The sequence below is a fragment of the Mesorhizobium sp. M0028 genome (assembly GCF_040323855.1).
GTDB lineage: Bacteria > Pseudomonadota > Alphaproteobacteria > Rhizobiales > Rhizobiaceae > Mesorhizobium.
In genome coordinates, this window is the sequence record NZ_JAMYVG010000022.1 from 86,027 (window position 1) to 112,029 (window position 26,003).

21 protein-coding genes and 1 tRNA gene are annotated in these 26,003 nt (G+C 62.5%); 9 read left to right on the forward strand and 13 right to left on the reverse strand.

Annotated elements, in window-relative coordinates; genetic code table 11:
* The 4 genes from hisD to NKJ93_RS28020 all read right to left on the reverse strand — a co-directional run bounded on the left by hisD (position 1) and on the right by NKJ93_RS28020 (position 3,667).
* On the reverse strand, positions 1-1,293 hold the full coding sequence (gene hisD / locus NKJ93_RS28005) for a histidinol dehydrogenase (protein ID WP_023719443.1): 1,293 nt from the start codon (positions 1,291-1,293) through the stop codon (positions 1-3).
* 4 nt (positions 1,294-1,297) lie between these two features.
* Positions 1,298-1,732, reverse strand: coding sequence for a DUF2948 family protein (locus NKJ93_RS28010; RefSeq protein WP_023719442.1), 435 nt, complete (start codon positions 1,730-1,732; stop codon positions 1,298-1,300).
* A gap of 300 nt (positions 1,733-2,032) precedes the next feature.
* Entirely contained in the window at positions 2,033-3,325 is a 1,293-nt protein-coding gene (murA, locus tag NKJ93_RS28015; RefSeq protein ID WP_352592367.1) for a UDP-N-acetylglucosamine 1-carboxyvinyltransferase, read from the reverse strand.
* 159 nt (positions 3,326-3,484) lie between these two features.
* On the reverse strand, positions 3,485-3,667 hold the full coding sequence (locus tag NKJ93_RS28020) for a hypothetical protein (protein WP_023719440.1): 183 nt from the start codon (positions 3,665-3,667) through the stop codon (positions 3,485-3,487).
* Positions 3,668-3,827: 160 nt separating this feature from the next.
* On the opposite strand from NKJ93_RS28020, the gene NKJ93_RS28025 reads away from it, so the two are divergent.
* Together NKJ93_RS28025 and NKJ93_RS28030 are read left to right on the forward strand one after the other, a co-directional pair.
* A tRNA-Thr gene (locus NKJ93_RS28025) sits at positions 3,828-3,902 on the forward strand.
* Between the two features lie 203 nt (positions 3,903-4,105).
* Positions 4,106-4,369, forward strand: coding sequence for a hypothetical protein (locus NKJ93_RS28030; protein WP_023719439.1), 264 nt, complete (start codon positions 4,106-4,108; stop codon positions 4,367-4,369).
* A 2,430-nt stretch (positions 4,370-6,799) separates the two neighbouring features.
* Here NKJ93_RS28030 and NKJ93_RS28035 read toward each other — a convergent pair.
* Positions 6,800-6,985, reverse strand: a complete 186-nt coding sequence (locus NKJ93_RS28035) for a hypothetical protein (RefSeq protein ID WP_352482421.1) — start codon at positions 6,983-6,985, stop codon at positions 6,800-6,802.
* A gap of 134 nt (positions 6,986-7,119) precedes the next feature.
* Here NKJ93_RS28035 and NKJ93_RS28040 point away from each other — a divergent pair, with 134 nt between their 5' ends.
* On the forward strand, positions 7,120-7,671 hold the full coding sequence (locus NKJ93_RS28040; RefSeq protein ID WP_352547877.1) for a group I truncated hemoglobin: 552 nt from the start codon (positions 7,120-7,122) through the stop codon (positions 7,669-7,671).
* A gap of 127 nt (positions 7,672-7,798) precedes the next feature.
* Here NKJ93_RS28040 and NKJ93_RS28045 read toward each other — a convergent pair whose 3' ends face one another.
* The 7 genes from NKJ93_RS28045 to NKJ93_RS28075 all read right to left on the reverse strand — a co-directional run bounded on the left by NKJ93_RS28045 (position 7,799) and on the right by NKJ93_RS28075 (position 13,629).
* Entirely contained in the window at positions 7,799-8,650 is an 852-nt protein-coding gene (locus NKJ93_RS28045) for a transglutaminase-like domain-containing protein (protein ID WP_352547875.1), read from the reverse strand.
* Between the two features lie 88 nt (positions 8,651-8,738).
* Positions 8,739-9,620 carry a transglutaminase family protein gene (locus NKJ93_RS28050; RefSeq protein ID WP_352493813.1) on the reverse strand — a complete coding sequence of 294 codons (882 nt, stop codon included), beginning with the start codon at positions 9,618-9,620 and terminating at the stop codon, positions 8,739-8,741.
* Positions 9,621-9,693: 73 nt separating this feature from the next.
* The gene (locus tag NKJ93_RS28055) at positions 9,694-10,287 is read right to left on the reverse strand and encodes an SOS response-associated peptidase (protein ID WP_352493814.1); all 594 of its coding nucleotides are present in this window, start codon (positions 10,285-10,287) and stop codon (positions 9,694-9,696) included.
* A gap of 78 nt (positions 10,288-10,365) precedes the next feature.
* Positions 10,366-10,623 (reverse strand): hypothetical protein, encoded by a 258-nt coding sequence (locus NKJ93_RS28060; RefSeq protein ID WP_352493815.1) that lies wholly within the window; start codon positions 10,621-10,623, stop codon positions 10,366-10,368.
* Between the two features lie 278 nt (positions 10,624-10,901).
* Positions 10,902-11,444, reverse strand: a complete 543-nt coding sequence (locus NKJ93_RS28065) for a hypothetical protein (protein ID WP_352493816.1) — start codon at positions 11,442-11,444, stop codon at positions 10,902-10,904.
* 506 nt (positions 11,445-11,950) lie between these two features.
* A complete protein-coding gene (locus tag NKJ93_RS28070) occupies positions 11,951-12,151 on the reverse strand; it encodes a CsbD family protein (protein WP_023677416.1) in 201 nt (66 codons plus the stop codon).
* Between the two features lie 194 nt (positions 12,152-12,345).
* Positions 12,346-13,629: an ROK family transcriptional regulator gene (locus NKJ93_RS28075; RefSeq protein ID WP_352592370.1), complete on the reverse strand. Its 1,284-nt coding sequence runs from the start codon at positions 13,627-13,629 to the stop codon at positions 12,346-12,348.
* A gap of 194 nt (positions 13,630-13,823) precedes the next feature.
* Here NKJ93_RS28075 and NKJ93_RS28080 point away from each other — a divergent pair, with 194 nt between their 5' ends.
* The 4 genes from NKJ93_RS28080 (at position 13,824) to NKJ93_RS28095 (ending at position 19,265) form a co-directional block, all read left to right on the forward strand.
* Positions 13,824-16,382 (forward strand): ATP-binding cassette domain-containing protein, encoded by a 2,559-nt coding sequence (locus NKJ93_RS28080; RefSeq protein ID WP_352493818.1) that lies wholly within the window; start codon positions 13,824-13,826, stop codon positions 16,380-16,382.
* Complete coding sequence (locus tag NKJ93_RS28085) at positions 16,379-17,368, forward strand: ABC transporter permease (protein WP_352493819.1); 990 nt, start codon at positions 16,379-16,381, stop codon at positions 17,366-17,368. The genes NKJ93_RS28080 and NKJ93_RS28085 overlap by 4 nt, the downstream gene beginning before the upstream one ends.
* Before the next feature lie 46 nt (positions 17,369-17,414).
* Positions 17,415-18,416 carry a rhamnose ABC transporter substrate-binding protein gene (locus tag NKJ93_RS28090; protein ID WP_352488291.1) on the forward strand — a complete coding sequence of 334 codons (1,002 nt, stop codon included), beginning with the start codon at positions 17,415-17,417 and terminating at the stop codon, positions 18,414-18,416.
* An 87-nt stretch (positions 18,417-18,503) separates the two neighbouring features.
* Positions 18,504-19,265 carry a glutamine amidotransferase gene (locus NKJ93_RS28095; protein WP_352493820.1) on the forward strand — a complete coding sequence of 254 codons (762 nt, stop codon included), beginning with the start codon at positions 18,504-18,506 and terminating at the stop codon, positions 19,263-19,265.
* Positions 19,266-19,379: 114 nt separating this feature from the next.
* Here NKJ93_RS28095 and NKJ93_RS28100 read toward each other — a convergent pair whose 3' ends face one another.
* A complete protein-coding gene (locus NKJ93_RS28100) occupies positions 19,380-20,261 on the reverse strand; it encodes a YihY/virulence factor BrkB family protein (RefSeq protein ID WP_352493821.1) in 882 nt (293 codons plus the stop codon).
* Between the two features lie 222 nt (positions 20,262-20,483).
* Here NKJ93_RS28100 and NKJ93_RS28105 point away from each other — a divergent pair, with 222 nt between their 5' ends.
* Together NKJ93_RS28105 and NKJ93_RS28110 are read left to right on the forward strand one after the other, a co-directional pair.
* Positions 20,484-24,329 (forward strand): caspase family protein, encoded by a 3,846-nt coding sequence (locus NKJ93_RS28105; protein ID WP_352592372.1) that lies wholly within the window; start codon positions 20,484-20,486, stop codon positions 24,327-24,329.
* 99 nt (positions 24,330-24,428) lie between these two features.
* Positions 24,429-25,745 (forward strand): NAD(P)H-dependent oxidoreductase, encoded by a 1,317-nt coding sequence (locus NKJ93_RS28110; RefSeq protein ID WP_352493823.1) that lies wholly within the window; start codon positions 24,429-24,431, stop codon positions 25,743-25,745.
* The last annotated feature ends 258 nt before the right edge of the window (positions 25,746-26,003 follow it).

Below are 26,003 nucleotides of genomic sequence, written 5' to 3' on the forward strand. Positions count from 1 at the left end.
CTACATGTTCAGCCGGATGGCGACGGAGCGTCCATGCGCATCGAGTCCTTCCGCCTTGGCCAGCGTGATCGCCGCCGGCGCCAGCGCCCGCAACTGTTCCGGCCCGAGCTTCAGGATCGAGGTACGCTTGACGAAATCGAGCACCGAAAGCCCGGACGAAAAGCGCGCCGAGCGCGCCGTCGGCAGCACGTGGTTGGAGCCGGCGACATAGTCGCCGATGGCCTCCGGCGTATGCCGGCCGAGAAACACCGCACCGGCATTGCGCATCCGCGCCAGGAAAGGCTCTGGGTCGTCGATGGCAAGCTCGACATGTTCGGCCGCGATGCGGTCGACCAGCGGCAGTGCTGCCTCGATCGTCGGCACCAGGACTATGGCGCCGAAATCGCGCCAACTCGCCGCCGCCGTCGCGGCGCGCGGCAGGTTCTGCAATTGGCGTTCAACCGCCTGTTCGACCGCGTCGCCGAAGGCAGGGTCGTTGGTGATCAGGATCGATTGCGACGACACGTCGTGCTCGGCCTGGGCCAGCAGGTCGGCTGCGATCCAGTCGGGGTCGTTGCTGCCGTCGGCGACGACCAGCACTTCCGAAGGCCCGGCGATCATGTCGATGCCGACCGTGCCGAACACCTGGCGTTTGGCCGCCGCGACATAGGCATTGCCGGGGCCGACGATCTTGGCGACGGGCTTTATCGTCTCGGTGCCATAGGCAAGGGCTGCGATCGCCTGGGCGCCGCCGACGCGGTAGATTTCGGAAACGCCGGCAAGGTCGGCCGCGACCAGCACCAGCGGCGGCACGTCGCCGCCGGAGGCTGGCACCACCATGGCAATGCGCTCGACGCCGGCGACCTTGGCCGGCACGGCGTTCATCAGCACCGAGCTCGGATAGCTCGCCGTGCCGCCCGGCACATAGAGCCCGACGGCCTCGATCGCCGTCCAGCGCGAGCCGAGCTCGACGCCGGCGGCGTCGGTATAGCGATCGTCTTTAGGCAGCTGCCGCTGGTGATGGGAGCGGATGCGCTCGCGGGCGAATTTCAGCGCCTCGACCGTCTGCGGATCGGCTGCATCGTAAGCCTTGGCAATGTCATCCTTGGACACCGCAATGCCGAGCCTTGTCAGGTCGCCGCCGCCGAATTTCTGCGTGTAGGCGACGAGCGCCGCGTCGCCGTCGGCGCGCACCTTGGCGATGATCTCGCGCACCACGGCGTCGACGTCGGCCGAGACTTCCCGCTTGGTCAGCAGGAACGCGGCAAAGCGCTGCTCGAAATCGGCGTCGGACTGGCGAAGCGTGATGGCCATCGGCTCAGGCCCTGTGGACCGGGCGCGACGTCGCTTCCCAGGCACCGCCGACATCGGCAAGCCGCGCCTCGATGCATTCGACATCGAGCATGATGGCGCCGCCTCCCGCAAAGATCAGCTCGACGATGCCGGCCGGCTTGTCTAGCGCGAGAAAGCTGATCGCCAGCAGCGACAGCACCTCGTCCGGTTTGTCGCGGGCAATGCCGCTGGTCTTGGCGGCGAGCACCCGGTCGAAATGCAGCACCGCTTGCCGCCGCTCATTGTGCTGGCGCAAGAAGCCCGATTTCGCCTCCCAGACGAAGCGGTTCATGGTCAGCACGAAGCGCTTGACCGAAGGCAGGTATTCGAGATCGCTGACCTTCATCACGGCATCCTGGACATGCGCCGAGATGATGCTCAGATCCTGATCGTCGAGCGCGACAAGCTTAAGGCCATTCATGCGGAATTCGCACCTGCGAGTTGACTATTCGACCTTCTGTTAGGCGGTCTTTCCGGCTCGTGCAACCGCACCGGAGGTCTTGGCCAGGCAATCGCCCCGGTCAGCGCCGCCCCTCGTCTGCCTGCCGGGACCTTCTCCCCGTATAGGGACGGGAGAAGAGGCTGGCCGCAACCTCGGCACCCTCTCCGCAACGCTGGAGATTGGCGAAATCCTTCGCCAGACGGTCCTTCTCCCGTCCCTATACGGGGAGAAGATGCCGGCAGGCAGATGAGGGGCGGCGCTGACCTGAGCCTGCTATCGTTACCCCGAAATGCGCTCGATCTCCGCGCCGCAGCCGGACAGCTTTTCTTCCAGCCGCTCGAAGCCGCGGTCGAGATGATAGACGCGGTTGACCGTGGTCTCGCCTTCTGCCGCAAGGCCGGCGATGACCAGCGACACCGAGGCGCGAAGGTCGGTTGCCATGACAGGCGCGCCCTTCAGCTTCGCCACGCCGTCGACGATCGCCGTCTGGCCGGACAGCGTGATGTGGGCGCCGAGCCGGGCGAGCTCCTGGACGTGCATGAAGCGGTTTTCGAAGATCGTCTCGGTGATGCGCGACTTACCCTTGGCCATCGTCATCAGGCCCATGAACTGCGCCTGCAGATCGGTCGGGAACGCCGGGAACGGCGCCGTCGTCACGTCGACCGGCGAAATGCCGGCGCCGTTGCGCCTGACGCGGATGCCGGAATTGGTCTGCGTGATCTCAGCACCGGTCTGCGAAATGATGTCCAGCGCCGTCTGCAACAAGTCGGGCCGCGCGCCTTCCAGCACGACGTCGCCGCCGGTCATCGCCACCGCCATCGCATAGGTGCCGGTCTCGATACGGTCGGGGATCACCCTGACGCGGGCGCCCGACAGCGCCTCGACGCCGTCGATGGTGATGGTCGCGGTGCCAGCGCCGGAGATCTTCGCACCCATGGCGTTGAGGCAGTCGGCAAGGTTGACGATCTCGGGCTCGCGGGCTGCGTTTTCGAGCACCGTCTCGCCCTTGGCCAGCGAGGCCGCCATCATCAGCACATGGGTGGCGCCGACCGAGACTTTCGGGAACACGTAGCGGTTGCCGACCAGCCGGCCGTTCCTGGTCTTGGCGATGACATAGCCGGTATCGACGTCGATATCGGCGCCCAGCGCCTCCAGGCCTTCCAGGAAGAGGTCGACCGGCCGCGTGCCGATGGCGCAGCCGCCGGGCAGCGACACCTTGGCCTCGCCCATGCGGGCCAGCAGAGGGCCGATCACCCAGAACGACGCCCGCATCTTCGACACCAGCTCGTAAGGCGCCGTCGTGTCGACGATGTTGCGGGCGGAGAAATTGATGGTGCGCGAATAGCCCTCATGCTGCTTTTCGCGGCGGCCATTGACCGAATAGTCGACGCCGTGATTGCCGAGGATGCGGATCAGCTGCTCGACGTCGGCCAGATGCGGCACGTTTTCCAGCGTCAGCGTGTCGTCGGTCAAAAGCGCGGCGATCATCAGCGGCAGCGCGGCGTTTTTCGCGCCCGAGATCGGGATGCTTCCGGCAAGCTTGTTGCCGCCGACAATTCTGATGCGATCCATGAAGAGCGTCCCCTCGGCCGAAAAGCCGGTTTAAATCGGTTGAGTCAGTTGCGGCCCATCTAGACCATTGGCCGGCTTGGTTCAAGAAACAGGCTATTTCCCCGCGTTGGCCCACGATACCTTGGCCAAAATACCGGCGACCAACATAGCCGATTCGCGTTAATCCTTCTGCTTTGCCGCCTGCAGCCCGTCCGGCCGCTGGTCGGCCCCGCCGGTTCGCCGTGAGCGCGATTGCGCCTTGCGCTTCTGCAGATTGGCACGCAACTGCTCGGCCAGCCGGTCCTTCCGGCCAGCCTTTTTTGGTAGACCATCCTTGTTCGGAGAAATTGTCTTGTCGTTCATCGTCCCGTCCCCGGCCGGCGACCCGCCCGTGCGGATCAAGGGATAGCCAACATTGTGGCATGGCCATGTCCGGAACAATCGCCTGGTGCGGCCTTTCAACCCGTCTTTGTCTTGGCCTTGCGCTTGCCGGTTCGATATGGCAGAAGCCCCGCCATCGGCGGCTGCGGTAGCTCAGTGGTAGAGCACTCCCTTGGTAAGGGAGAGGTCGAGAGTTCAATCCTCTCTCGCAGCACCAGATCGTTTTCGCTAGCGCACCTTCCAAGGCCGCTTGACCTGCTCGATGATGATTGTGCACGGTTGGCGAGGTTGCCGAAAAATAGGCGCCCCGCGACCTGCCGAGTGCCACGCGCGCAGGCTTGTCAAAAATGATCGTCTTGCACGCTCACCTCCCGAGTCTCGAACGCGACTCAATCCTCTGTGATGTGATAGCTTACCGCCATGTCGGATCATATTCTGCCTGGCCAGAAGCAGCCCAAGCTGATCGTCGTCGTGGCGTTCGATCGTGGCGAGGACGGCGAACTGTTTCCCACCTTTGGTCCGGCTGATCAGCAAAGCGAGGAACGCGCCATCCGCACCGCTAAGACGCTCGCAGGGAAGCACGTTGGCGTAATCGCATGGAGCCGTGACGCGAACCCGGCGCTTGGTGACTACGGCCCGCCGACCGTGCTATTCACCAGCGGTGACGTGCCGGATATGGAGTAAATTCAGTCGGGGTCTATCTCACGGTGCTCGATGGGACGTGCTTTACAAGGACGATGAGCCTTTTTGCTCGATTCATCCTCGCCCTTTCAGTCTGCTTGATCTGTCTGCCTTTGGAATCCAAAGCGGCTCCAGGCTCCACAGCATCCCGCGATGTGCAGGAGGCCGAGGCGTGCAGTCCTCTAAACAAAGCCAACGAAAGAGTATTAAGGACGCCCGCCATTCAGGTTACGGACCACTTAATTAGGTATGGTGACCAACCTGGGTTTCTGCATCAAGAAGAGATCTACATAGGCGATATGGTATACTCACGACGCCAGCCTTTTGGGCGCTGGATCGCGACGGCACGTCCTCCGGGCAGCGACTTGAATCCGGACGGGACGCCGATAAACCGAACTTGCAGCCGCGTCGGTGAAGAGAAGTTGGACGGCATAAATACCGTGGTCATCAGATATGATAAAATGATCAACGACCAACACCAGTCGTACCGCTGCACCACTTGGCTTGAAACTCCAAAATACAGACCCCTAAAGATGGTGTGTAAAGGACCCTTTGAGTGGACAAGATATTGGTTCTACCGGACCGACATTAAGCCGCCGATGCCACCACCGAAGTGAGCGCCTCTCGCCGTTTCACCTCTCAAGTTCCGTTCATGCCGCATCATCGCATCCGCGATGACCTCGCGGTGGCGTGTATAGATGCCGGGGCTCGACACAATTGATGCAGGCGTGCCGAAGACGCACGGTTGATCGTTCCAAGCGATTGTGGCGGGACGGTCCATGTGCCAATTAATTGCGGTACACTGACGTGCCCGATTTGGAGAGCCTCATTTGAAATGCGCCGGCAAATTGATCGTCGCAACAGCACTGCTGATTGCTGGCTGTCAAAGCGATGGTAGAACCCAGTTTGAAGCAGGCAGAGCGAAACTGCAGAGTCCGGAACAGAGGCGCGCTGCAATTCAGCACTGCCTCAAAGGCGTAACATCGAAAAAGAGATGGGTTCGAGGACGACCTCCTCCCGGAGGCGTGAAGTGGTGCACCGACTTTGTCAATGCTTGGGCCACCGGCCGCTGGACCTATAACGACTATCGCAACGGAACTCCGAAGACCGGCTATGACTACAGAAGAGACAAGATCGTGAAACTTCCCGCCCCATGAAGGCCTGGACCGTCGTTGTCAGGCCTCGCTGGAAATATGAGCCCCGAGCGGGAAATGGACGGCTATGCAGGTCAGGCGAACCCAATCCGATGGCGTTGGGGTCAAAACCCACCACGCTGAACGACCCGAGTTCGACCCAGGGCAGACATTCACAGCTCGTTGACCGACTGTCTGCAACAGGTGGAGAGCGGAAGTACCACCCCGGGAAATGTCGCCTCTAGCTATAGCATATGTACCGCCTTACGGGGCGGACCAAATTTCGGGCCACCCTAGTGCGCCTGCCGCCAAAGAAGACTGTTCATGATGCCAAACCGTCTCGGGAGAGTTTTCAAGTATTGGAACTAGGTCGTCGCGGTGGCATTGGCTGCGATGACGAGTGCCAGCAGAGGAACGCGTGGCTCCTCCGGTCGTCAAATGGGTAGCCGACGGCCCCGTTTAGGGTTCGAAGCAGTCTTGCCCCCAGGCTACTGTGTCTGACGTGAGTCCAACGGTCCTGCCGTCCAAGATCGGCCCGCGCATGGCAGCCAGAGCCGCTCAGGCGGGCGCTCGAAAATGTCTGAGGTGCCAAGGTCGGCGCACAGCTCCGCTCGCATGCGCCATGATGCGTGCGGGGAAAGGCTTCTGGTCTGCCCCTGCTGCAGGCGGCTTAGCAAAGCTTGCAGCCGGGAACAACCACTCAACGACTCGCGTTTCTGCCAGGGCCCGCTTCTTTTGCAACAGGGCGGCGGGCGTCGAAGGCTCGCAAATGTCGCGCCGGCGTTTCAATAGCACTCGCCTCAGCCCTCACGATTTGGCTATTTGTGAACGCGTGTTTGATCAGGTTTGCGCAGATGAACACATTGACCTTTTAAGCCTGGATGCCGAAGCCTTAGCGGTGATGATTGTCGCAATCTTCCGAAACTTGACTACCAATGAGCGCGAACTGCTGGAGGAAGTTAGGTCTCTTCGTCGCTCAAAAGGCAGAGAGAAGGCGCACTAGCTTTGCGGCGTTCCGAGGTGAATTGGTCTAATCCCGCTTTGGCACAGCCGTTTGGCATCTGAATTGCCCATTGAGAATCGCCAGAGTGTAGCCACCGAGCTTGCGAAGGGGATGGAAATGGGCTTAGCCAAAGACTTATCGGATGTCGCGCTCACATTCGAATGTCCGGATTGCTCGCATCCGGCGGTAAGAAAGGGCTCTGCACTCAGAACAATCGCGCACTTCAAATGCGACGGGTGCAACGCAAAGGTGCGGATCACCTATCCGCAGAAGCTAGCGATTTTTGAAAAGCACAGGCTATTGGCCGCAGGCGACCGCCGCCAGCGAGGCCAGGAACACTACGGTGCCCGCAACATCGATCGGGCCGATGCGGCCGAAGTGGCTTCGCGACCTCTGCCGCGTGCAGCGACGCGTGCTTAAGCCTTCCTCATCCGCGCGGCCTTCGCCCTTTTTACGCATGTTGACCGTGAGAATGCCGTCCATCGGAATAATTCGGGCGAAGGGCTCGTTTGTTCCTTAGACGATGCTAAAATATAGCAAAGTGTCCGAATGTCACTTCATGAAGCCCGCCAGACAGGCTGCGGCTTGCTCTGGCCTAACCTCGAAGGGAACCAGGGATGAAAACGGCTGTTTCAACCTCTTTGACAAGACGAAGTGTTGTTGCCGCGCTGGCGCTGGCCGCCGCGTCGACGGCGGTATTGCCCGCCGACAACGCACTCGCCCAGGCCAAGAAAACCACAGCTGACAAAAGTCTGTATGAGCGGCTGGGGGGCGTATTCGCCATCGCAGCGGTGATCGATCATTTCAGCGACGCCGTCGTGAAGAACCCGATCGTCGGCAAGAAGTCGAAGAACCCACAATTGCGCAAATGGCACACCAAGAACCTTGAAAGGTTGCCCGGCCTCAAGTTCATGCGCACGCTGTGGGTCTGCGACGTTTCTGGCGGGCCCTTCAAGTTCGTCGCCACCAAGCCCGGCACGACGCCGCTCGGCCTCGAGGAGGCGCATCGCGACCTGCGGATTTCCCCCGCGGAATTCGATGAGGTCGCAGCGGAACTCGGGCGGACCCTGGATCATTTCAAAATTCCGAAGCCTGAGAAAACCGAAGTCTTGGAAGCTTTCGCCGCCCACAAAGACGAGGTCACCGCCGGCAACGTCAAGCGGGGCTGAAGCGCTTATATCGTGCGGGCGGATGCATTCGCATGGCGCCAGCGTCGCCCTGAATGCAGCGCGGCCCTGACCTCGAGGTCAGAGGGGCCTCGGGACATCGTCGACCCACCTCTACGAACCTTGCAGCTCAAGGTGAGAACGCGGAATTTTCGACAGACGCCAGGGAAGGTTCGGCCTGGACCTCCTCCGTCACGACTTCGAAGCGGGTAAGCCGCGAAAAACCGAAACTGGTTGAGATGGCGACGTCGGTCGCGTCGCGCCCGGTTGCCATCAATATCCGCCCGATGCGCGGGCGGTTGTGGCGAGGATCGAATGTGAACCAGGTGCCGGCGAGATAGGCCTGGAACCAGGCGCTGAAATCCATCGGATACGGCGCCGGCGGTACCCCGATGTCACCGAGATAGCCGGTGCAGTACCGCGCGGGAATATTCATGCAACGGCATAGCGCGATCGCCAAATGGGTAAAGTCCCGACAAACGCCGGCCTGGTCGGTGAAGCTGTCGTGAGCCGTCCGCAGCGGGTCGGCTTTCTGGTAGTCGAAGACGATGTGATTGTGAACGAAATCGCAGATCGCCTGGACACGCGCGCATCCAGGCGCGGTATTGCCGAATTTCGCCCAGGCAAAATCTCCAAGACGATCGGTATCGCAGTAGCGGCTGCCGAGAAGAAAGACGAGCACTTCGTCCGGCAGGTCCTTGATCTTGTGCTGCACAGCCTGCTCGGCGACCGCATCGGGCTCGCCGCTATCGTAGATATCGAAGGTGGTTGAGATCGTCGTCAGGCCCGAGGGCGCCTCGATCCTCGTGCAGGCGTTGCCGAAACCGTCGACGTAGCCGCGTGCTTCGACGGGACGATCGAAATCGATGACCTGTTCCGTCAACAGATCGACCCGGCGCGATGGATGGATTTCGAGCGCCAACAGCATCGGCGTTGGCTGCGGACATTCGTAGGTGAGGGTGTAACCTGCGCGGATCCGCATCGACGCTCCGATTGTTGTCATTCAGCAACCGGGCAAACTCCGCGTCGGCCAAACAGTTCCGGGAAAACATCAGCGGATGCTAATTTTCCTACGCACCGATCTCCTTCGCCACATTCACCTCGACGGTCATTGCAAGAAAGCTCGACGCGCTTCCCGAATAACTCCCGGAAAGCGGAATGGCTTGACGAGGATGCCGGGCCACGGCCACCCTGATCAAATCCCGATTGCCGACAATGCCATTGGTGGGGTCGAACTCGACCCAGCCGGCACCCGGCAGGTAGACCTGGCACCAGGCATGCGTCGACCCGCCGCCAAGAACCGTCGCGCTGTCGCGGCTCGGCACATAGACGTAACCAGTCACAAAACGGGCGGCAAAGCCGAGCGAACGAACCGCCTCCATCATGAACAGCGCAAAGTCCCGGCATGTGCCGCGACGCAGGTGCAACGTCATCAGCGGCGGCTGCGTCCCTGGCTCGCTTCGACGGGAATACACAAAGCTCTCGTGGATGGCATAGCAAAGCGTCATCAACAGATTGCCGGTCCCGGTGTGCCCTGCGGCACTGAGGAACTGTCGTGCCCACTTGCCAACCTCGTCACTGTCATCCTCGTATTGACGTTCCATCGTCTGGGAGAGATCTGCGGCTTCGTCGGGATCGTAGGAAAACGGATAGTGAAGCGCAGCTTCGTCGATACGGAAATCGGGCGCATGCTGCGGCGTGTGGTCCAGCCGAATGTCTGTCGCAAAGCGCAGTTCTTTCGCGGGGTTCTCGAAATCGATCACCGCCACGCAGTTTCCGAAAACGTCATGGATCCAGCGAACCTCTTTCGGCTCGGGATCGACAGACAAGGCGTGGTCCAGGAGTCTTTGATCGAAGCTGTCGCGCGGTCTGAACATCAGCCGATGCTCGCCGAACCTCACCGGCCGGCTATAGCGATAGACCGTCGTATGCTGGACTGAGAAGATCGGCATCAGTTTTGGTCGACAAGTTTACCTGCGATGTTGGCGCAATCATATAATCTTTTCCACGCTCATTCGATGGTTCCTACTCGGAACCTGCGCGAACTGTTTCCGCTCTGATCGACCCTTCCGGCAGCGGCCGCATGAGTTCAGCCTCGGACTTCGTCAGATGGATCCATGCCGCCCAGTCCGATGGCGGGAGCACAACCACTTGCCGATTGTGATATGGCGCCACGTCCGGCCCCGGATCGGTCGTCAGCATCGTGAACGTCGGCGGCTTGTTGCCGACACCCTCGCGCCAAAGCCCGGCAATCGCCATGAACGAATGGCCATTCAGCGTGAACTTGTGCTTGGCTTTCGGATATTTCGTTCCCGTGAATTCGAAGAATGCCGACGCCGGGACGAGGCAGCGTTTGCTGTTGCCGAATTGTCGACCCTCCGAGCGAAAGTTGAATACAGGTCCGCCTTTTGGTCCGGCCGGAGGAAAGCCGAACGTCATCGACGCCAGTTCGATTGTGTTGCCGGCAGCCCGCATTACAGGCGCGGGGTCGTTGATGTGGATGTCATCCGCCTGCGGCAGATCCAGTTCGGTTTGATGGCTGGGAATATTGAGCGCCAGCAAAGCCATCATCCGGCAGTACTCGGCCCAGGCGATGTGCTGCTCGTAGTCATTGCACATTAAATGGCTCCGGACGCTCGATCGAGATCAGTTTCAATATAGCGTTTTCGGTTCGCGCCGATTGCTGCCGGACTTGCCCTATTTGGGCCGGCGTGCGGCGGCGATGGCCTGCAACAGATTGATGCTGTTCATGTCGGGTTCGCTGGATGCGGCAACGGCAAGTGCGGCGGCCTCGGCTATTGTCGCGACGTCGTCGCTGCTGATTGTTCCGCGCTTTTCCAGCAGATTTATAAGTTCGACAACGAGAAGAAAGGCGTTCACGCCATATCGTTCGGCTTTGAGCTCGAACTCGCCTCGAGCCAATCTCTCCGCGTCTCCTTCAGCCCGTTTGTCCATCTCGGCGTCCTCTCCTATGGCGACAAGCTGTGAACGCTTAGCACGAATGGTTTAATCCTTCGAACTGGCCACACCTTTCGCCAGTTGCCGATTGCCCGAGCTTGGCACCGTGTCGCCGGCGGCAAGGGCACGGCTTCAGCCAAGGATGAGACCTGCCAATAGAACCGTAAGGATAAGGGACAGCACGACGGCAAGCAGCCCGCATGCCTCCAAGGTGTTGGTTTGCCAAACTTTCGTCGGGCGCCTCCGGTTTGAATTCCCGTTTCGCGAAACAAACTTCATCGGGCACCAGATTGGACGCGGAGCCGGCTTGAATTTGTGTAAGCGCTCGTCTTCATCTGTCCGGAACGGCAGATGCGCCGCGGCATCTCCACGGAACTCCGAAGCACTGCCTGCGCGGCGCCGGCCTGCTTTTCATCGACGCGGGCCATCACCAGAACGACACCCTCTGCGATCTTCGGCTTGCCCGGCTTCTGGGCAAAATTGGCGAAGGTTCCGAGAAGCCCGCCGCCAAAGCCGCCCCACGCCGCACCGACCAGAGCCATGCCGGTCATCCCCGCGGGATCAATGCCCTGAGCTCCAAAAGCGCTAAAACCGGCCAGCAGACCAGCCGTCGCGCCAAGTGCGGCCCCTGCGCCCGCACCCCGCCAGAGACCGCTCATCTCATCGTCGTAATATCCAGCAACGCTGATCGGTTCATCGTTGTCATTGTAAGATCCGACCACGCTGATCTGCCGGCGACGAATCCCGCCGGCCTGAAGCCTGGCAACAGCACGTGCTGCCTGGGCATGGGAATCGAACAGTCGGCTGATCGTTTGCATTTGCGCCCAAACCCGACGCTCGTTCGGAACGTCGGGCTTCTCCTCTCTGGCTTGAACTCTTCCGCCCAGACGCATCTTGGTCGCGCCAAAGCTCACTACAACGTGAGCCAGCCGGCTACGTTCCTCAGCCGGGGCTTCGGTCCATTCCTGGAGCGTCTTGCTTGGGACCTAAGTCTGACCAGCTTGGGTGTGCTGAGGCCATGCCGACCGGGCCGCCGGCTCGAAGAGAGGGCTCAGATGTGCTATCGCAGACCCAAAAAGCTCAAAATAGCGATTACGATCACGATGGCGCCGACCAGCCAGATAATGTTGTTCATGATTGCACTCCTTCGCCTCCGGGCTAGGCGCACGTCGGGGTGAAGCCCGCCACGCAAGTAGAACATTAGATACGGCTAAAGGTTCCTCCCGGGCCTCGCTGTCGAAAGGGCCCGCCGCACCAGTCGGCACGGCGGGCGACGCAGAGTTCACCCCGGTGGTGGGGCAGCAGACGGCGTTGCGTCCAAGACTCAGCTGATGCTTCTGGACCAGTCATCTACCTGGCGCTCTGCCTCTTCCTTGGCGATGCCATATCGCTCCTGGATACGTCCCAAGAGCTGGTCTCGGTTGCCTTCGATGCGATCAAGATCATCGTCGGTGAGGTCACCCCACTGCTCTTTCGCCTTGCCTTTGAACTGCGTCCATTTTCCCTTGATTTGATCCCAGTTCATGTGTTCCTCCTTGCTTCCTGGGGCCCGCACTAAAGCGGAGCGCGGACCGATCGAGCATTTCGATGTCGGTAACGAATGAAGATCAGCAGCCGCTAAAAGTTCCGGTGCCGGCGCAAAAAGCCCGCCGTGTCAGTGCCGGACTGTGAGCTGATGTTGATGATGTCCAGAGCTTGATGCTCGTTCGCAGCACCATCTTATCCCGTTGAAGGCGCTGAGCTTCTTGCTGGTTGGCCTTGGCTGGCAAGCCTCGAAAGGCTGCCCAGCAGCATTGTTCTGTCCTTGCCGATCATCAGCACGCCGCTGTCGGGCGCCAACAGTGCCGAGAACGGCAGCATCGCCGCGCCGATCGGCGAAGCCTCGGGGCCGAATTGTCCCGACACGATTTCCGGCGCCACGATGCCGATGGCGCTGATCCTGTTGAACTGGGTCTGCACCTTCGCCAGCAGCTCGAGATGGATCGGCCGCGGCAGGATGCTGTCGAGGACGATCGCCTCGATGTCGATCACGGAGGTGATGGCGATGATCGCCTCGACCAGCGCATTGGCACAATCGTCGATCCATTCCGACAGCGGCTCGCGCGCCCCCGGCGGCAAGGGATCGAGTTCGCGCGCACGATTGATCTCGACGCCGCGCGATTTGAGATGATTGACCAGAACATAGATCGAAGCGCGATGCAGCAGGCTCTGGTAGCGCGCCGGCTTGGCCGCCACCGAATCGAGGCTTGAAGGCGAGACCGGCAAAGGACCGAGCGCGGCGCTGTTGCCGTGCGGCCCGGTGTGGACCTTGCCGCCTTGCACCAGTCCGCCGCCGACAAAGGTGTCGATCGAGATATGCATGAAGTCGCGGAACCGTGCGCCGGTCCCCTGGATGAGCTCGGCGAGTGCGGCCGATGACGCGTCGTTTTCCACGAAGACCGGGGTCTTCGGTTTTGTGGCGAAGAATGTCGTCAGATCGATTGCTTCCCAGCGGCTACCGAGGTCGTCGGGAAAGCCGAGTTCCTCGCTCCAGCCGCCGAGGAAATATGGCGAAGCGATGCCGACGCCGACGATGCTGGCATCGCCAAGCCCCTCGACCAGCTTGTCGAAAGTGGCCAGCGACATGTTGCCGGCCTTGAGCACCAGATCGGGGTCCGGAAAGCGATATTCGTGCGACTCGCGCGAGCGGACCTCGCCGGCGAAGTCGACGAGCACGGCTTCCAGCGCGCGCCGGCCGATCTTGATGCCGACGCTGTAGATGCGCTCCGGTGCAAGTCGGTAGAGAGTGGACGGCGACCCCCGTTGTCCGAACCTTTTTCCCACTTGCTTTACGAATCCCGACGATTCCAGCCCGTCGACAATGGTGGCGACCGCGGCCGGCGTCAGATTTGCGGCGCGCGCCAGATCGGACTTGGATGCCTCCTTCAGGCGGCGGATGGCATCGAGCACGAAGCGCTCGTTATAATGCCGAACCTTGACCGAATTGCTGCCTTTTCCGGACAAACCGGCGCCTCCCCATTTCATTGCCGCGGAACTGCTCTAGTCGCCTGCAGCTTTGAAGTTGCCGCAGTCGAGCGCTCCAGCTGCACCCGTGCGCGAAGCGACAGTGCCCTTCGGGGCCACGGAAGTCAATTTTCCAGTTGCGGCGCCGGCCCATTTAATATAGCAAATTGAAGAAACAGGACCAGGGAGGAAGGGTGCTGCACTTGGGCGCATTAGGCGAAGCCGATGCCATGGTGAAGAGCGACGTGGCGGTCCCCGTTGCCCTGGTTCAGGCGACAAAGGCCTTCGGCGGCACCATTGCCCTCAAGGACGCGTCCTTCGAATTGCGCCCAGGCGAGGTGCTGGCTCTGCTTGGCGAAAACGGCGCCGGCAAGAGCACTTGCGTGAAGCTGCTGGCCGGCGTGTACCTCTCTACCGGCGGCCATATCGAAGTCGACGGCAAGCCTGTGGTCTTCCATTCGCCGCACGATGCCCAGGCTGCCGGCATCTCGGTCATGCACCAGCATCCTGGTCTTTTCCCGGATCTTTCGGTGGCGGAAAACATCTATCTCGGCCATATGCCGCGCGATCGCTTCGGCGGCATCGACAACGCTGCCGTGCTTGCCGGCGCGCGCAAGGTGCTGGCGACAGTCGGCCTCGACGTGCCGGCCGAAACCCGGCTCGGAACGTTGCGCACCTCCGAACAGCAACTGGTCGAGATCGCCCGCGCCCTGTCGCTCGACGCGCGGGTGCTGATCATGGACGAGCCGACGGCCGCCCTGTCGCAGCGCGAGGTCGAGCGGCTGTTCACCGTCGTCGCCGACCTGCGGCTGCATGGCGTGGCGATGATGTTCGTCGGCCATCGCATGGACGAGATCTTCCGCATCGCCGACCGCATCGCGGTGCTGCGCGACGGCCGCCTCATTGGCATCAAGCCGAAGGCCGAGCTTGGTCGCGCCGCCGCCATCGGCATGATGGTCGGCCGCGAAGTGACCGACCTCTATCCGGAACGAAACCACGCCACCGGCGCGCTGGTGCTGGAGGCGAGGGGGCTTTCGCATGCCGGCGGCTTTTCCAACATCGACCTCAAGCTCCACGCCGGAGAGGTGCTCGGGCTCGGCGGCCTGGTCGGCAGCGGGCGGACCGAGATCGCGCGCGTGCTGTTCGGCATCGACCAGCCGGATGCCGGCGAAATCCTGATCGACGGCGAGGCCGCGCACTTTGCATCGGCACGCGACGCCATGGATGCGCGCATCGCCTATGTCTCGGAAGATCGCATGGGCCAGAGCCTGGTGATGGACTTTTCGATCCTCGACAACGCGGTGCTGCCCGTGCTCGACAAGGCAGCTCGCTCCGGCTTCTACGGCACGGACCGCGCGATCGATCTGGTTTCGGACTGGCTGAAGCGGATGAAGCTTCGCTTTTCCGGCTACGGGCAGCCGGTAAAGGAACTGTCCGGCGGCAACCAGCAGAAGGTGGTGTTGGCCAAATGGCTGCGCACCGAGCCGCGCGTCCTCATCCTCGACGAGCCGACGCAAGGCATCGATGTCGGCACCAAGGCGGAAGTGCATGCGATGATCGCCGACCTTGCCGCACAGGGCATGGCTATCATCCTGATCTCCTCGGAAATGCCCGAGCTCATCGGCATGTGCGACCGCATCATCGTCCTGCGCGAAGGCCATCGGACGGCCGAATTTGCCAGGGGCGAAGCCACCCAGGAAAAGGTGCTGGAAGCCGCGACGAAGGCCGACAAACGCGCCGACCCGGCAGCGCAGGCCGCCAGCGAAGAGAAAAGAAAAGGACCGCTCGACATACTGAAGCGGCGGGAGTTCGGCCTGCTCGCCGCGATGCTGGCGGTCGCCATCCCGGTCACCATTATCAATCCGCGCATGGTGAGTGCGGCAAACCTGACCGCCGTGTCGATGGATGCAGCCCTGCTGGTAGTTGCAGCACTCGCTCAGATGCTGGTGCTGATCACCCGCAACATCGACCTTTCGATCGCCGCGGTGATCGGCTTGTCGGCTTACATGGCGGCGAGCATGGTCCAGGCCTATCCAGGGCTCGACATCGGCATCGGCCTGATGACCGCATGCGCGGTCGGTGGTGTCGCTGGCCTGATCAACGGCCTTGTCGTTACCAGGGGAAAGATCCCGGCGATCGTCGTCACGCTGGCCTCGATGTCGATCTTCCGCGGCTTCAACTCGATCTGGGCAGCCGGCGACCAGATCAGCGCCGACGAAGTCACGCAAGCCTGGCTCGACATGACCGGCCTGAAGATCGCCGGCGTGCCGCTGATCGTCATTATCGCGATCGTCATCCTGTGCCTGGGTTATGTGCTGCTCTATCGCACCGCCATCGGACGCGAACTGTTTGCCGCCGGCTCCAATCCCGACGGCGCACGTCTTATCGGCATCCCCGTCGACCGGCGGATTCTGCTGGCCTTTGGCATGGCCGGCCTGCTCGGCGGCCTGTGCGGTGCGCTGTGGGCATCCCGCTATGCGACCATCGATGCCCGCGTCGCGCTCGGTTTCGAACTCACCGTGATCGCGTCGGCGGTGGTCGGCGGCGTCGCCATCCGCGGTGGTTCGGGCACGCTGCTCGGCATCATCCTCGGCGCGCTCACGCTGCTCGTCATCAAGAACGGGCTGACGCTGGTGCGCGTCGACCCGCTGTGGCTGCAGGGCGTCTACGGCCTGGTGATCCTGGTCGCCATCGGCATCGACACCTTCATCGTGCGGCGTGCCGAGCAGGCAAGACAGGCGAGGGCGCGGTGAGAAAGTTCCTCCGTTCGATCGACTTCTGGGATCTGCTGCTGGCGACCTCCTGCGTGGCCATCTTCCTCTACGCGGCGATCGTCGTGCCGAATTTCGTCTCCGGCTTCAATCTCTCGCAACTGGCCGCCAGCGCCTCGGAAAAGGCGCTGCTGATCCTGCCGATGACGCTGCTCATCATCACCCGCGAAATCGACCTGTCGATCGCCTCGGTGCTGGCGCTGACGTCCGTCGTCTTTGGCTTGCTGGTACAGGCCGGCGTGCCAACGCTTGCCGCAATCCCGCTGACGCTCGTCGCCGGCGGCCTGCTCGGCGCTTTCAACGGCTACCTGGTCTCGGGCCTTGGACTGCAGTCGCTGGTGGTGACGCTCGGCACGATGGCGCTCTATCGAGGTATTGGCTACATCCTGCTCGGCACCGGTTCGGTCAACATCCTGCCGCCCGCGGTCGTGGATTTCGGCATCAACAATCTGCCGGGCACCGAGATACCGTGGACCATCGTCCCCTTCCTGGCGCTGGCGCCGGTGTTTGCGGTCGTGCTGCAGAAGACGCCGACCGGCAAGCGCATCTACGCGCTCGGCGGCAGCCCCGAGGTGGCGCGCTATTCCGGCATAAACACGCGCCGGGTGGTGCTGAACCTGTTCGTCGTCTCGGGCGTCGTCGCGGCGATAGCCGGCATCGTCTATACCGCGCGCCTTTCCAATGCCCGCGCCAACAATGCGCTCGGCATGGAGCTCGACGTCATCACCATCGTGCTGCTCGGCGGCGTCAGCGTCTTTGGCGGCAAGGGCCGCCTGACCGGCGTCATGCTGGCGTTGGTCCTGATCGCCATCATCCGTAACGTGCTGGCGCTGAACCAGATCGGCGGCGACGCGCAGGGCATGATCATTGGCCTGCTTCTGATCGGCTCGCTGCTGGTCGGCAATTACTGGCGCTCCACACAGGAGCTGCTCAGCAGATCCCGCGCAATGCGCGAGACAAAGGGGTGATCTCGGGCCCCTTCCTTTAAGCCCGAATTTTGACGGAGGAGTCATAATGAAAGCGTTTAGATTAGCCCTGCTCGCATCCGCGGTTCTGCTCGCGCCAACCTCGCTGGCCTTCAGCCAGGAATGCGCCAAGGAACCCGTAACGGTCGGTTTCCTGCCCAAGCTCGACACAGACCCCTACTTCAAAGTGGCTTTTGGAGGTGCACAAGAGGCAGCCAAGGAAATTGGCGGCACCGCTACCCAGGTCGCCCCATCGCAGGCGACCGCCGAGGCGCAAATCGAATTCATCAACAGCCTCGTGTCGCAGAAGGTCGGGGTCATCGCAATTGCCGGCAACGACGCCAATGCCGTCGCGCCGGCGCTGAAGCGCGCCGTTCAGCAGGGCGTCAGGGTGATTTCCTATGACTCCGATGTGGCCGCCGATGCTCGCGCGGCATTTGTCAATCAGGTCAAGGGCGACAGCCTCGCAGAAATGATGCTGGAAAGTGCATTCGCCCTCAGCGGCGGTGAAGGCGAATTCGCGATCCTGTCGTCGACGCCGACGGCGACCAACCAGAACGCCTGGATCGACTTCATGAAGGCGAAGATGGCCGCCGAGCCGAAGTTCTCCAAAATGAAGCTGGTGCAGGTGGCCTATGGCGAAGAAAGTGAACAAATCAACCAGCAGCAGGCGCTGGCGCTGGTCCAGGCGTTTCCCGATCTCAAGGTGATCATCGTCCCGGCAGGCATCGGCCTTCCGGCGGCCGCGCGTGCGCTCGAGGAGGCGGGCATGATCGGCAAGGTCAAGCTGACCGGCCTCGCGCCGGCTACTCTGATCTCGAAATACATCAAGGACGGGGCGGCCCAGGATATCTGGTGGAACGTCACCGATCTTGGCTATCTTACCTACCAGACGGCCCAGGCGCTTGCGCAGTGCAAGATCACCGGAAAGGAGGGTGAGAAGTTCACGGCAGGCAGGCTCGGCGAATACACGATTGGCGCCGGCGGCGAACTGATCCTTGGTCCGGCCAAGATCGTGACCCCTGAAAATCTGGCCGAGTTCAAGTTCTGATCCTTAAGAGCTCGAACTCTGGCGGGGGCGCGGGGCCACCCGGCGCCCTTCCTGAACCTCTCGAATCAAAACAGTGCGGGGGCGGCAATGAAGATATTGCTTGCAGGCGAAACCTTTGCGGCGACGACGTCGGTCGCCGTCGGTAGCGATGTGCTTACAAGTGCGACCTCGACAAATGGCGCGACGGCCTTCAATGCCGCGCTGGCCGATGAGCGCATCGCGGTCACGCAGATCGGCGGCGAGCGTTGCGGCGCGGAGTTTCCCTATGACCTCGATGCGCTCGCCCAATATCGGGCGGTGGTGATCTCCGACGTCGGCGCCCTGACATTGCTGGTGACGCCGGATGCCCGCGCCGGGCGTGTCGGCGTCAACCGCCTCGATCTGCTCAAGGCCTATGTCGAACGTGGCGGCGGGCTGATGCTGGCCGGCGGCTATATGGGTTTTCAGGGCATGTTCGGGACGGCGCGTTTCCACGACACCCCGGTCGAGGACGTGCTGCCGGTCCGTTGCCTCCCCTACAGCGACGGCATGGAGGTCCCGCAAGGCCTGCAGACCTCCATCCTGCAGTCATCCCACCCGATTTTTTCCGGGGTGGAGGGGCCGTTGCCGCCGATCCTCGGCATGAACAAGCTGGAATTCAGGCACGACGGTTCGTCCCGGCTTCTGGCGACCTGCCACCACCGCGGCACCGACTGGCCGCTCCTTGCCGTCGGTAGCCATGGCCGCGGCCGCACGATTGCCTGGGCAACAGATATCGGCCCGCATTGGCTCTCGCAGAATTTCCTCGGATGGCCGTTCTACGGAAAACTGATGGCGAACATGGTCCGTTGGCTCGCCGGCAATGAATGAGAAAGCTGGACACCAGGTTTGACCGATGCAGTTCGCCTGCCGGCGCGGCCGATGCCGCGCGAGGCGCCGGTGACAGGCACCACCTTGCCGGCCAAGTCGAATTTCGGCGTGAACTCATTTGTCATGCGATTCCACCTTGTTCTTCAAATCGGACCGGCTGCCGTGCCGAACCGAATAGGCTCGCGTGAATTCGGCGCCCAGCAGAAATATCTCGGCCGAATAGTAGACCCACAACAGCACGACGAGCAGGGCGCCGGCCGCGCCGTACGACGATGCGAAAGCGCTGGTTCCGATATACCAGCCAATCAGCGACTTGCCGATGGTGAACAGAAACCCGGTGACGACGGCGCCAAGGCCGACATCGCGCCATTGCAGACTGCGGTCGGGCAGCACCTTGTAGATCGCGGCAAACAGCAGCGCGATCAGGGCAAACGAGACAATCCCGTTGACCGCGCTCAGGATGATGGTGCCGAACGGCAGATAGGCGTTGATGACGTCTCCGAGCGCCGAAATCGCGGCGCTTACAACCAAGGACACCAGGAGCAGGAAACCGAGAGCGGCGACCAGGCCCAGGCTTGCAATGCGTGCCCGCACCAGCCGTGAGATCGTTGCTGCCCTCGGTTTGACTTTCCAGATTTCGTTCAGCGCCAGCTGCATTTCGCCGAACACGCCGGATGCGGCGACGAACAGCGTGACCAGCCCCAGAATGCTGGCAAGGGTTCCCGCTTCCTTCTGCGAAGCGTTTTCGATCGTCGCCTGCAGCAGCTCGGCACTTTGCGGTCCCATCAGGCCGGCGATCTGTGCCGAAAGGGCGAGTTGTGCCGCCTCGTGCCCGAAGGCCATGCCGGCGATAGCGACGACGATCAGCAGGATCGGCGCAAGCGAGGTCGTGGCATAAAAAGCTATCGCCGCCCCATGGCTCAGCGCATTGTCATCGATGAAGCCGAGGACGCTCTGCTTGAGGAGCCTCCAGCTCTCTGCTGCCAAATTCCACATGTGGGCCTCGCATGCTGTCAACAAACAAGTAGCGGCGGCGCAGCGCTGGGCGAGGGAGGGGCGCGAAGATCGCAACGGAGCGGCACGACAGGCCACGACAAGAACACCTCTTGCCCGAACACTTGCCAAGCGCCGGCCATCATGATGCCATGGCGCTGTGGAAGATTGCACGCTGGGTTGGGGTGGGCGATGTTGTTTCCAGGTGCAACAGGGCGCATAGGCGTGGCGTTTGCCGCGCTGCTTTTGTGCGCGCTGGTTCCTGCTCGGGGCGAGGAGCCGAAGGCGCTAAAAGGCGTCGCGCTCGTCATCGGGCAGTCCGACTATGAGCATGTCGGCAAGCTGCCCAATGCGGAAAACGACGCCCGCGCCATCGAGGAGATGTTCGACAGGCTCGGCTTCGAAACCGATGTCGCGACCAATCGCGACGCACGCAAATTGCGGCGCGACCTCGAAGGCTTCGTCGACGATGCCGAGGGTGCCGACGTCGCCATTATCTACTATTCCGGCCACGGCATCGAAGCCGGTGGCGAGAATTTCCTGGTGCCCGTCGATGCCGACATTGCGGCGCTCGAGGATGCCGGCGAGAAGCTGGTCCCGCTGTCGTCGATCGTGGCCGAACTGAAGGCCAAGGTGCCGGTCACCATCGTGCTGCTCGATGCCTGCCGCAACGACCCGTTTCCGCCGGGCACGCTTTTGAAACTCAAGCCGGGTGAAGCGGGCAAGCCGATCGGCGCCGGCGGCCTCGGCGAAACGCGCAGCGTCGTGGCGCTGAACGACAGCGCGCCGGCCAAGGGTTCGGCCGACGACAGCGGTTCTGGCAACGACAGCTTGGGCCAAGTCATCGGCTTTGCCGCCGAGCCCGGCAAGGTGGCGCTCGACGGTCCCGCCGACGGCAACAGCCCCTACGCGGCAGCCATATTGCGTCACATCGACACGATGGGCGGCGAGGAATTCGGCACTGTGCTGCGCATGGTCGGCGAGGAGGTCTATCTCAAGACCGGCGGCCGGCAGCGGCCCTGGGTCAATGAGAGCCTGCGCCGGCTGCTCTATTTCGGCACGCCCGCCGAGGTGCCGAAAGGCGAGGAGGGCGAGATCCTCACAGAGCGCCGCCGGCTGCTGCTGACGATCTCGACGCTGCCCGACCCGCAACGCCGCCAGATCGAGACGATCGCCCGCGACGGCGGCGTACCGATGGACGCGCTCTACGCCATGCTGAAGACGCTGGGCACCGAGACACCCAGGGATGCAGCCGAACTCGACACATTGCTGCGCGGCCAGACCGAGCGGCTGAAACAGGTACTGGCCGAGCAGGCGACGCTGAAGAGCCAGGATCCGGAAATCGTCCGGCTTTCAAAACTGGCCGAACAAGCGGTGCAGGAAGGCGCGCTGGAAGCAGCGCAGAAAATCCATGAACAGGCCAAGGCCCGCGTTGGCGAACTGTCGAAGACCGTCGACCAGGCTGAAGCCGACCTCAAGGCGCGTCGTTTCGAGTTTGCCGAGGTTTTCGGCGACAGCGCCAAAACCTACGAAATCTCCTTCAGCTATCAGGCGGCAGCCCAGGACTATGCCAAGGCCTATGAGCAGGTCGAGAAATGGGACGACCATGAAGCCTGGTTCTACAAGGCAGCCGAGGCCCAGGCGCTCTCCGCGCATGGTTCTTTCTCGGGCGACAACGCCTTTCTGGTGCAGGCGGTCGCTGCCTATGAAAAGGCGCTGACCTATGTGTCGCGCGAAAACAGCCCGCGGCAATGGGCGGCCACGCAAAACAATCTCGCCACCACACTGTCGACGCTGGGCGAGCGCGAGGCCGGCCGCGAAGACCTCGACAAAGCGGCAGCCGCCTTCGATCAGGCGCTGAGCGTCTACACGCGCGACGCCAATCCGGACGACTGGGCCTCGACGCTAGGCAATCTCGGCACCGTCTATTGGCGGCTCGGCCAGCGCGAGAACGGCACGACGTTGCTCGACAATGCCGTTGCCTCGTTCCGCGCGGCGCTCGAGGTGCAAGTGTCGAAAAAGCTGCCGCTCGAATGGGCGGCGACTGAGAATAATCTCGGCATCGTGCTCTCCGAACTGGGTGAGCGCCAAGCCACCAGCGACAGCTTTCGCGCCGCCATCGAAGCGCATCGCGCCGCGCTGACCGAATACCGCAGGGAGCGCGGGCCGCTCGACTGGGCGTTGAGCCAGGTCAATCTCGGCGCGGCCTTGTTCCGCCTCGGGGAGCGTGAACAAGACGTACCGACGCTTGAGCAGGCCGTTGCCGCCTATCAGGCGGCGACGGAGGAAATGACGCGCGAGCGCGCGCCGGCGCAATGGGCGACGATCCAGAACAATTTGAGTTCGGCGCTGGAATCGATCGGCCAGATCAATGGCGACATTGCTACGCTTCAGCGTGCTCGGGAGGCGGCAGAGGCCGCACTGACGGTGTGGACGCGCGACCATGCGCCGGCCAGCTGGGCAAACGGCCAGTTGACGCTTGGCAATGCCTTGCAGCGTCTCGGCGCCAGGCAGGCCGGCAATGACGCGCTGCTCAAGGCGGTCGCTGCCTATGAGGCCGCACTTTCTGAATATCCGCGCGAAAAGCTGCCGCTCGACTGGGCTTCGTTGAACCAGAATCTGGGCTCGGTCTATGCGACGCTTGGCGATCGGGACACCGGCATCGACTATCTCCGGAAGTCGGCGTCCGCCTATCGCGAGGCCTCGCAGGTCTATACCGTCGCCGCCGCGCCGCTCGAATTCGCCTCAATAGAGCACAGTCTCGGCAACTCGCTGTCGACCTGGGGCGACCGTGCTCGCGACAAAGCGGTCCTTGAAGAAGCGGTCGCCGCCTATGATGCAGCGCTCACCGTGCGAACCAAGGAGAGCGCCCCGAAGGACTGGGCGAAGACGCAGTACCGGCTGGGCGCAGCACTTTCCATGCTCGGCAAGGCCGATGGCGGTTCGGACGAGGCGCTCCAGCGCTCGGCGGTGGCCTATCGCGCGGCGCTCGAAATGCAGAGCCGTGACAGCGACCCCGACGCTTGGGCGGCAACGCAATGGGGTCTCGGCCATGTGCTCCTGGTTCTGGGCGACCGCACGCAGGACGGCGAAGCGTTCAACCAGTCGGCGACGGCGCTTGAAGCGGCGCTGCCCTTCTACGACCTCGCCACGGTGCCGGAAGATCACGCCCAGCTGCAGAACGAACTCGGCAGCGCCTATTACTACCTTGCCGGCAGCGCCAATGACCCGTCGCTCTACCAGAAGGCGGCGGCCGCGCATGAAAAGGCACTGGCCGTCTATGCCACGCTGCCCGACCGCTCGCTCTGGGCTTCGGTCGAAGGCGACCTCGGCAATGTCCGCATGATGCAGGCAAACGCCAGTTCCGACCCGGACGCCATGGCCAAGTCTGTCCAGGCCTATGAGGCGGCACTGACAGTGATAAGCCGCGACAGGGATGCCGACGAATGGCTGCGCAACCAGACCAATCTGGCCAGCGCGCTTTCGACGCTGGGCTACTGGCGCGACGACGTTGCCCTGCTGAAGCGTTCGGCCGGCATCTATCGTTCGATCCAGAGCGTGCGCTCGCGCGACCGCGCCCCCGAACGTTGGGCCAGCACGCAGGCAAGCCTGGCCAATGTGCTTGGCATGATCGGCGCGAAAGAGCCTTCGCCGGCTTTGTTCCACGAGGCGGTCGCCGTCTACCGAGCATTGGCAGACCAGGTCGACCGCGACCGCGACCCCGAGCGCTGGGCGAGCATGCAAAACGAGATCGGCTATCAGCTGACGCTCGCCGGCCGCGCCGGAAACAACGTCGCCAAATTCGAGGAGGCGGTGCCGATCCTGCGCGAGGCCATCGCCGTGCAGAAGAAGATCGGTTCGGTGCCGGGCATCGCTTTCACCGAGGACAGCCTGTGCGACGTGCTTACCGATCTGGGTGCTGCTCGCAAGCAGAAGGCAATGGCCGAGGAAGCGATAGCCGCCTGCCAGCATGCGCTCGTCATCTTTCGGGATGGCAAGATGGACGACCTTGCCGCCGGCTCCGCAAAGAACCTTGCCGAGGCACAAGCCTTGCTGGCCGAATTGCAATAGCGCACAGGAAAAGGTGGCCGCGGCCGGTTTCGATTGGCAAAGGGTTGCCGTTCCCTGCTATTCCCGCTTCAAATCAAAAAAGCAGTGGACGTTTCCAGCATGACCAATGTCGCCTTGACCGGGCTTGCCCGGGATCTTGCCAAGCGCGCGGCGGAAGGCCGCCCGGTGCGCATCGGTGTCATCGGGTCGGGCGAGATGGGCACCGACCTGGTGACACAAGGCATGCTGATGCCGGGCATTTCGGTTTGCGCGATTTCGACCCGCCGGCCGCATACAGCGCGTGACGCCATCCGCATCGCCTATGGCGACGAGGCAATGGCAGCCGAAGCGGACAGCGCTTCGAAGGTCAGCCAAGCGATCGAGAGCGGCAAGATCGCAATCACCTCGAACGAGATGCTGGTCACCAATCCGCTCATCGATGTTGTCATCGATGCCACCGGCAAGCCCGGCGTCGCCGCCGATTTCGACCTGATGGCGATGCAGCACGGCAAGCATCTGGTGATGATGAATGTCGAGGCCGACGTCACTATTGGCTGCTACCTCAAGCAGCAGGCCGACCGGCTCGGCGTCGTCTATTCGGTCGGTGCCGGCGACGAACCGTCGAGCTGCATGGAGCTGATCGAGTTCGCCTCGGCGCTCGGCTACACCATCGTCTCCGCCGGCAAGGGCAAGAACAACCCTCTCAACCACGACGCCGTTCCCGACGACTACCGGGAGGAAGCGCTGCGCCGCAACATGAATCCGCGCATGCTGGTCGAGTTCGTCGACGGCTCGAAAACCATGGTCGAGATGTGCGCCATCGCCAACGCCACTGGGCTGGTACCCGACGTTCCCGGCATGCACGGCCCCAAGGCCGACCGTGACGAGTTGGTCAAGGTGCTGATCCCGCGCGAGCAGGGCGGCATCCTGTCGAAGAAGGGCGTTGTCGACTATACCGTCGGCAAGGGCGTGGCGCCCGGTGTCTTCGTCATCGTCGAGGCGACTCATCCGCGGATCATCGAGCGCATGGACGATCTGCATATCGGCCACGGCCCCTATTACAGCTTCTTCAGGCCCTACCATCTGACCTCGCTGGAAGTGCCGCTGACGGCCGCCCGTATCGCGCTTTACGGCAAGCCCGACATGGTGCCGCTGCCGAGGCCGGTGGCCGAGGTCTGCGCCGTGGCCAAGCGCGATCTGGCGGCAGGCGAGACGTTCGACGCGATCGGCGAGACCTGCTACCGCTCCTGGACCATGACCGTCGAGGAGGCTCGCGCCCACCACGCCGTGCCCGTCGGCCTGCTCGAAGGCGGCAAGGTGCTGAAACCGGTGAGGAAAGGCGAATTGCTCACCGCCGACAATGCCGCGCCCGACCCGACGACCAGGCTATTCGCCTTGCGCCGGCTGCAGGACGAGATGCTGTATGGGGCGGGTTAGGTGCGGTGCAGAAACTTTGACGTCGGCGGGACAGCGCCCCTCTCTGTCCTGCCGGACATCTCCCCCACATGGGGGGAGATCGGACGTCACGCCGGCTTTCGCCAATCTCCAACATCGCAGTTCGTGAGCGGAGCGCCCAAACTGCCAATCTCCCCCCTTGTGGGGGAGATGTCCGGCAGGACAGAGGGGGGCGCGAAGGATCGCTACAGAGCGTTTGCTATTGCCCCTGAAACGCACGGCCGACCCACGCCTCGACAG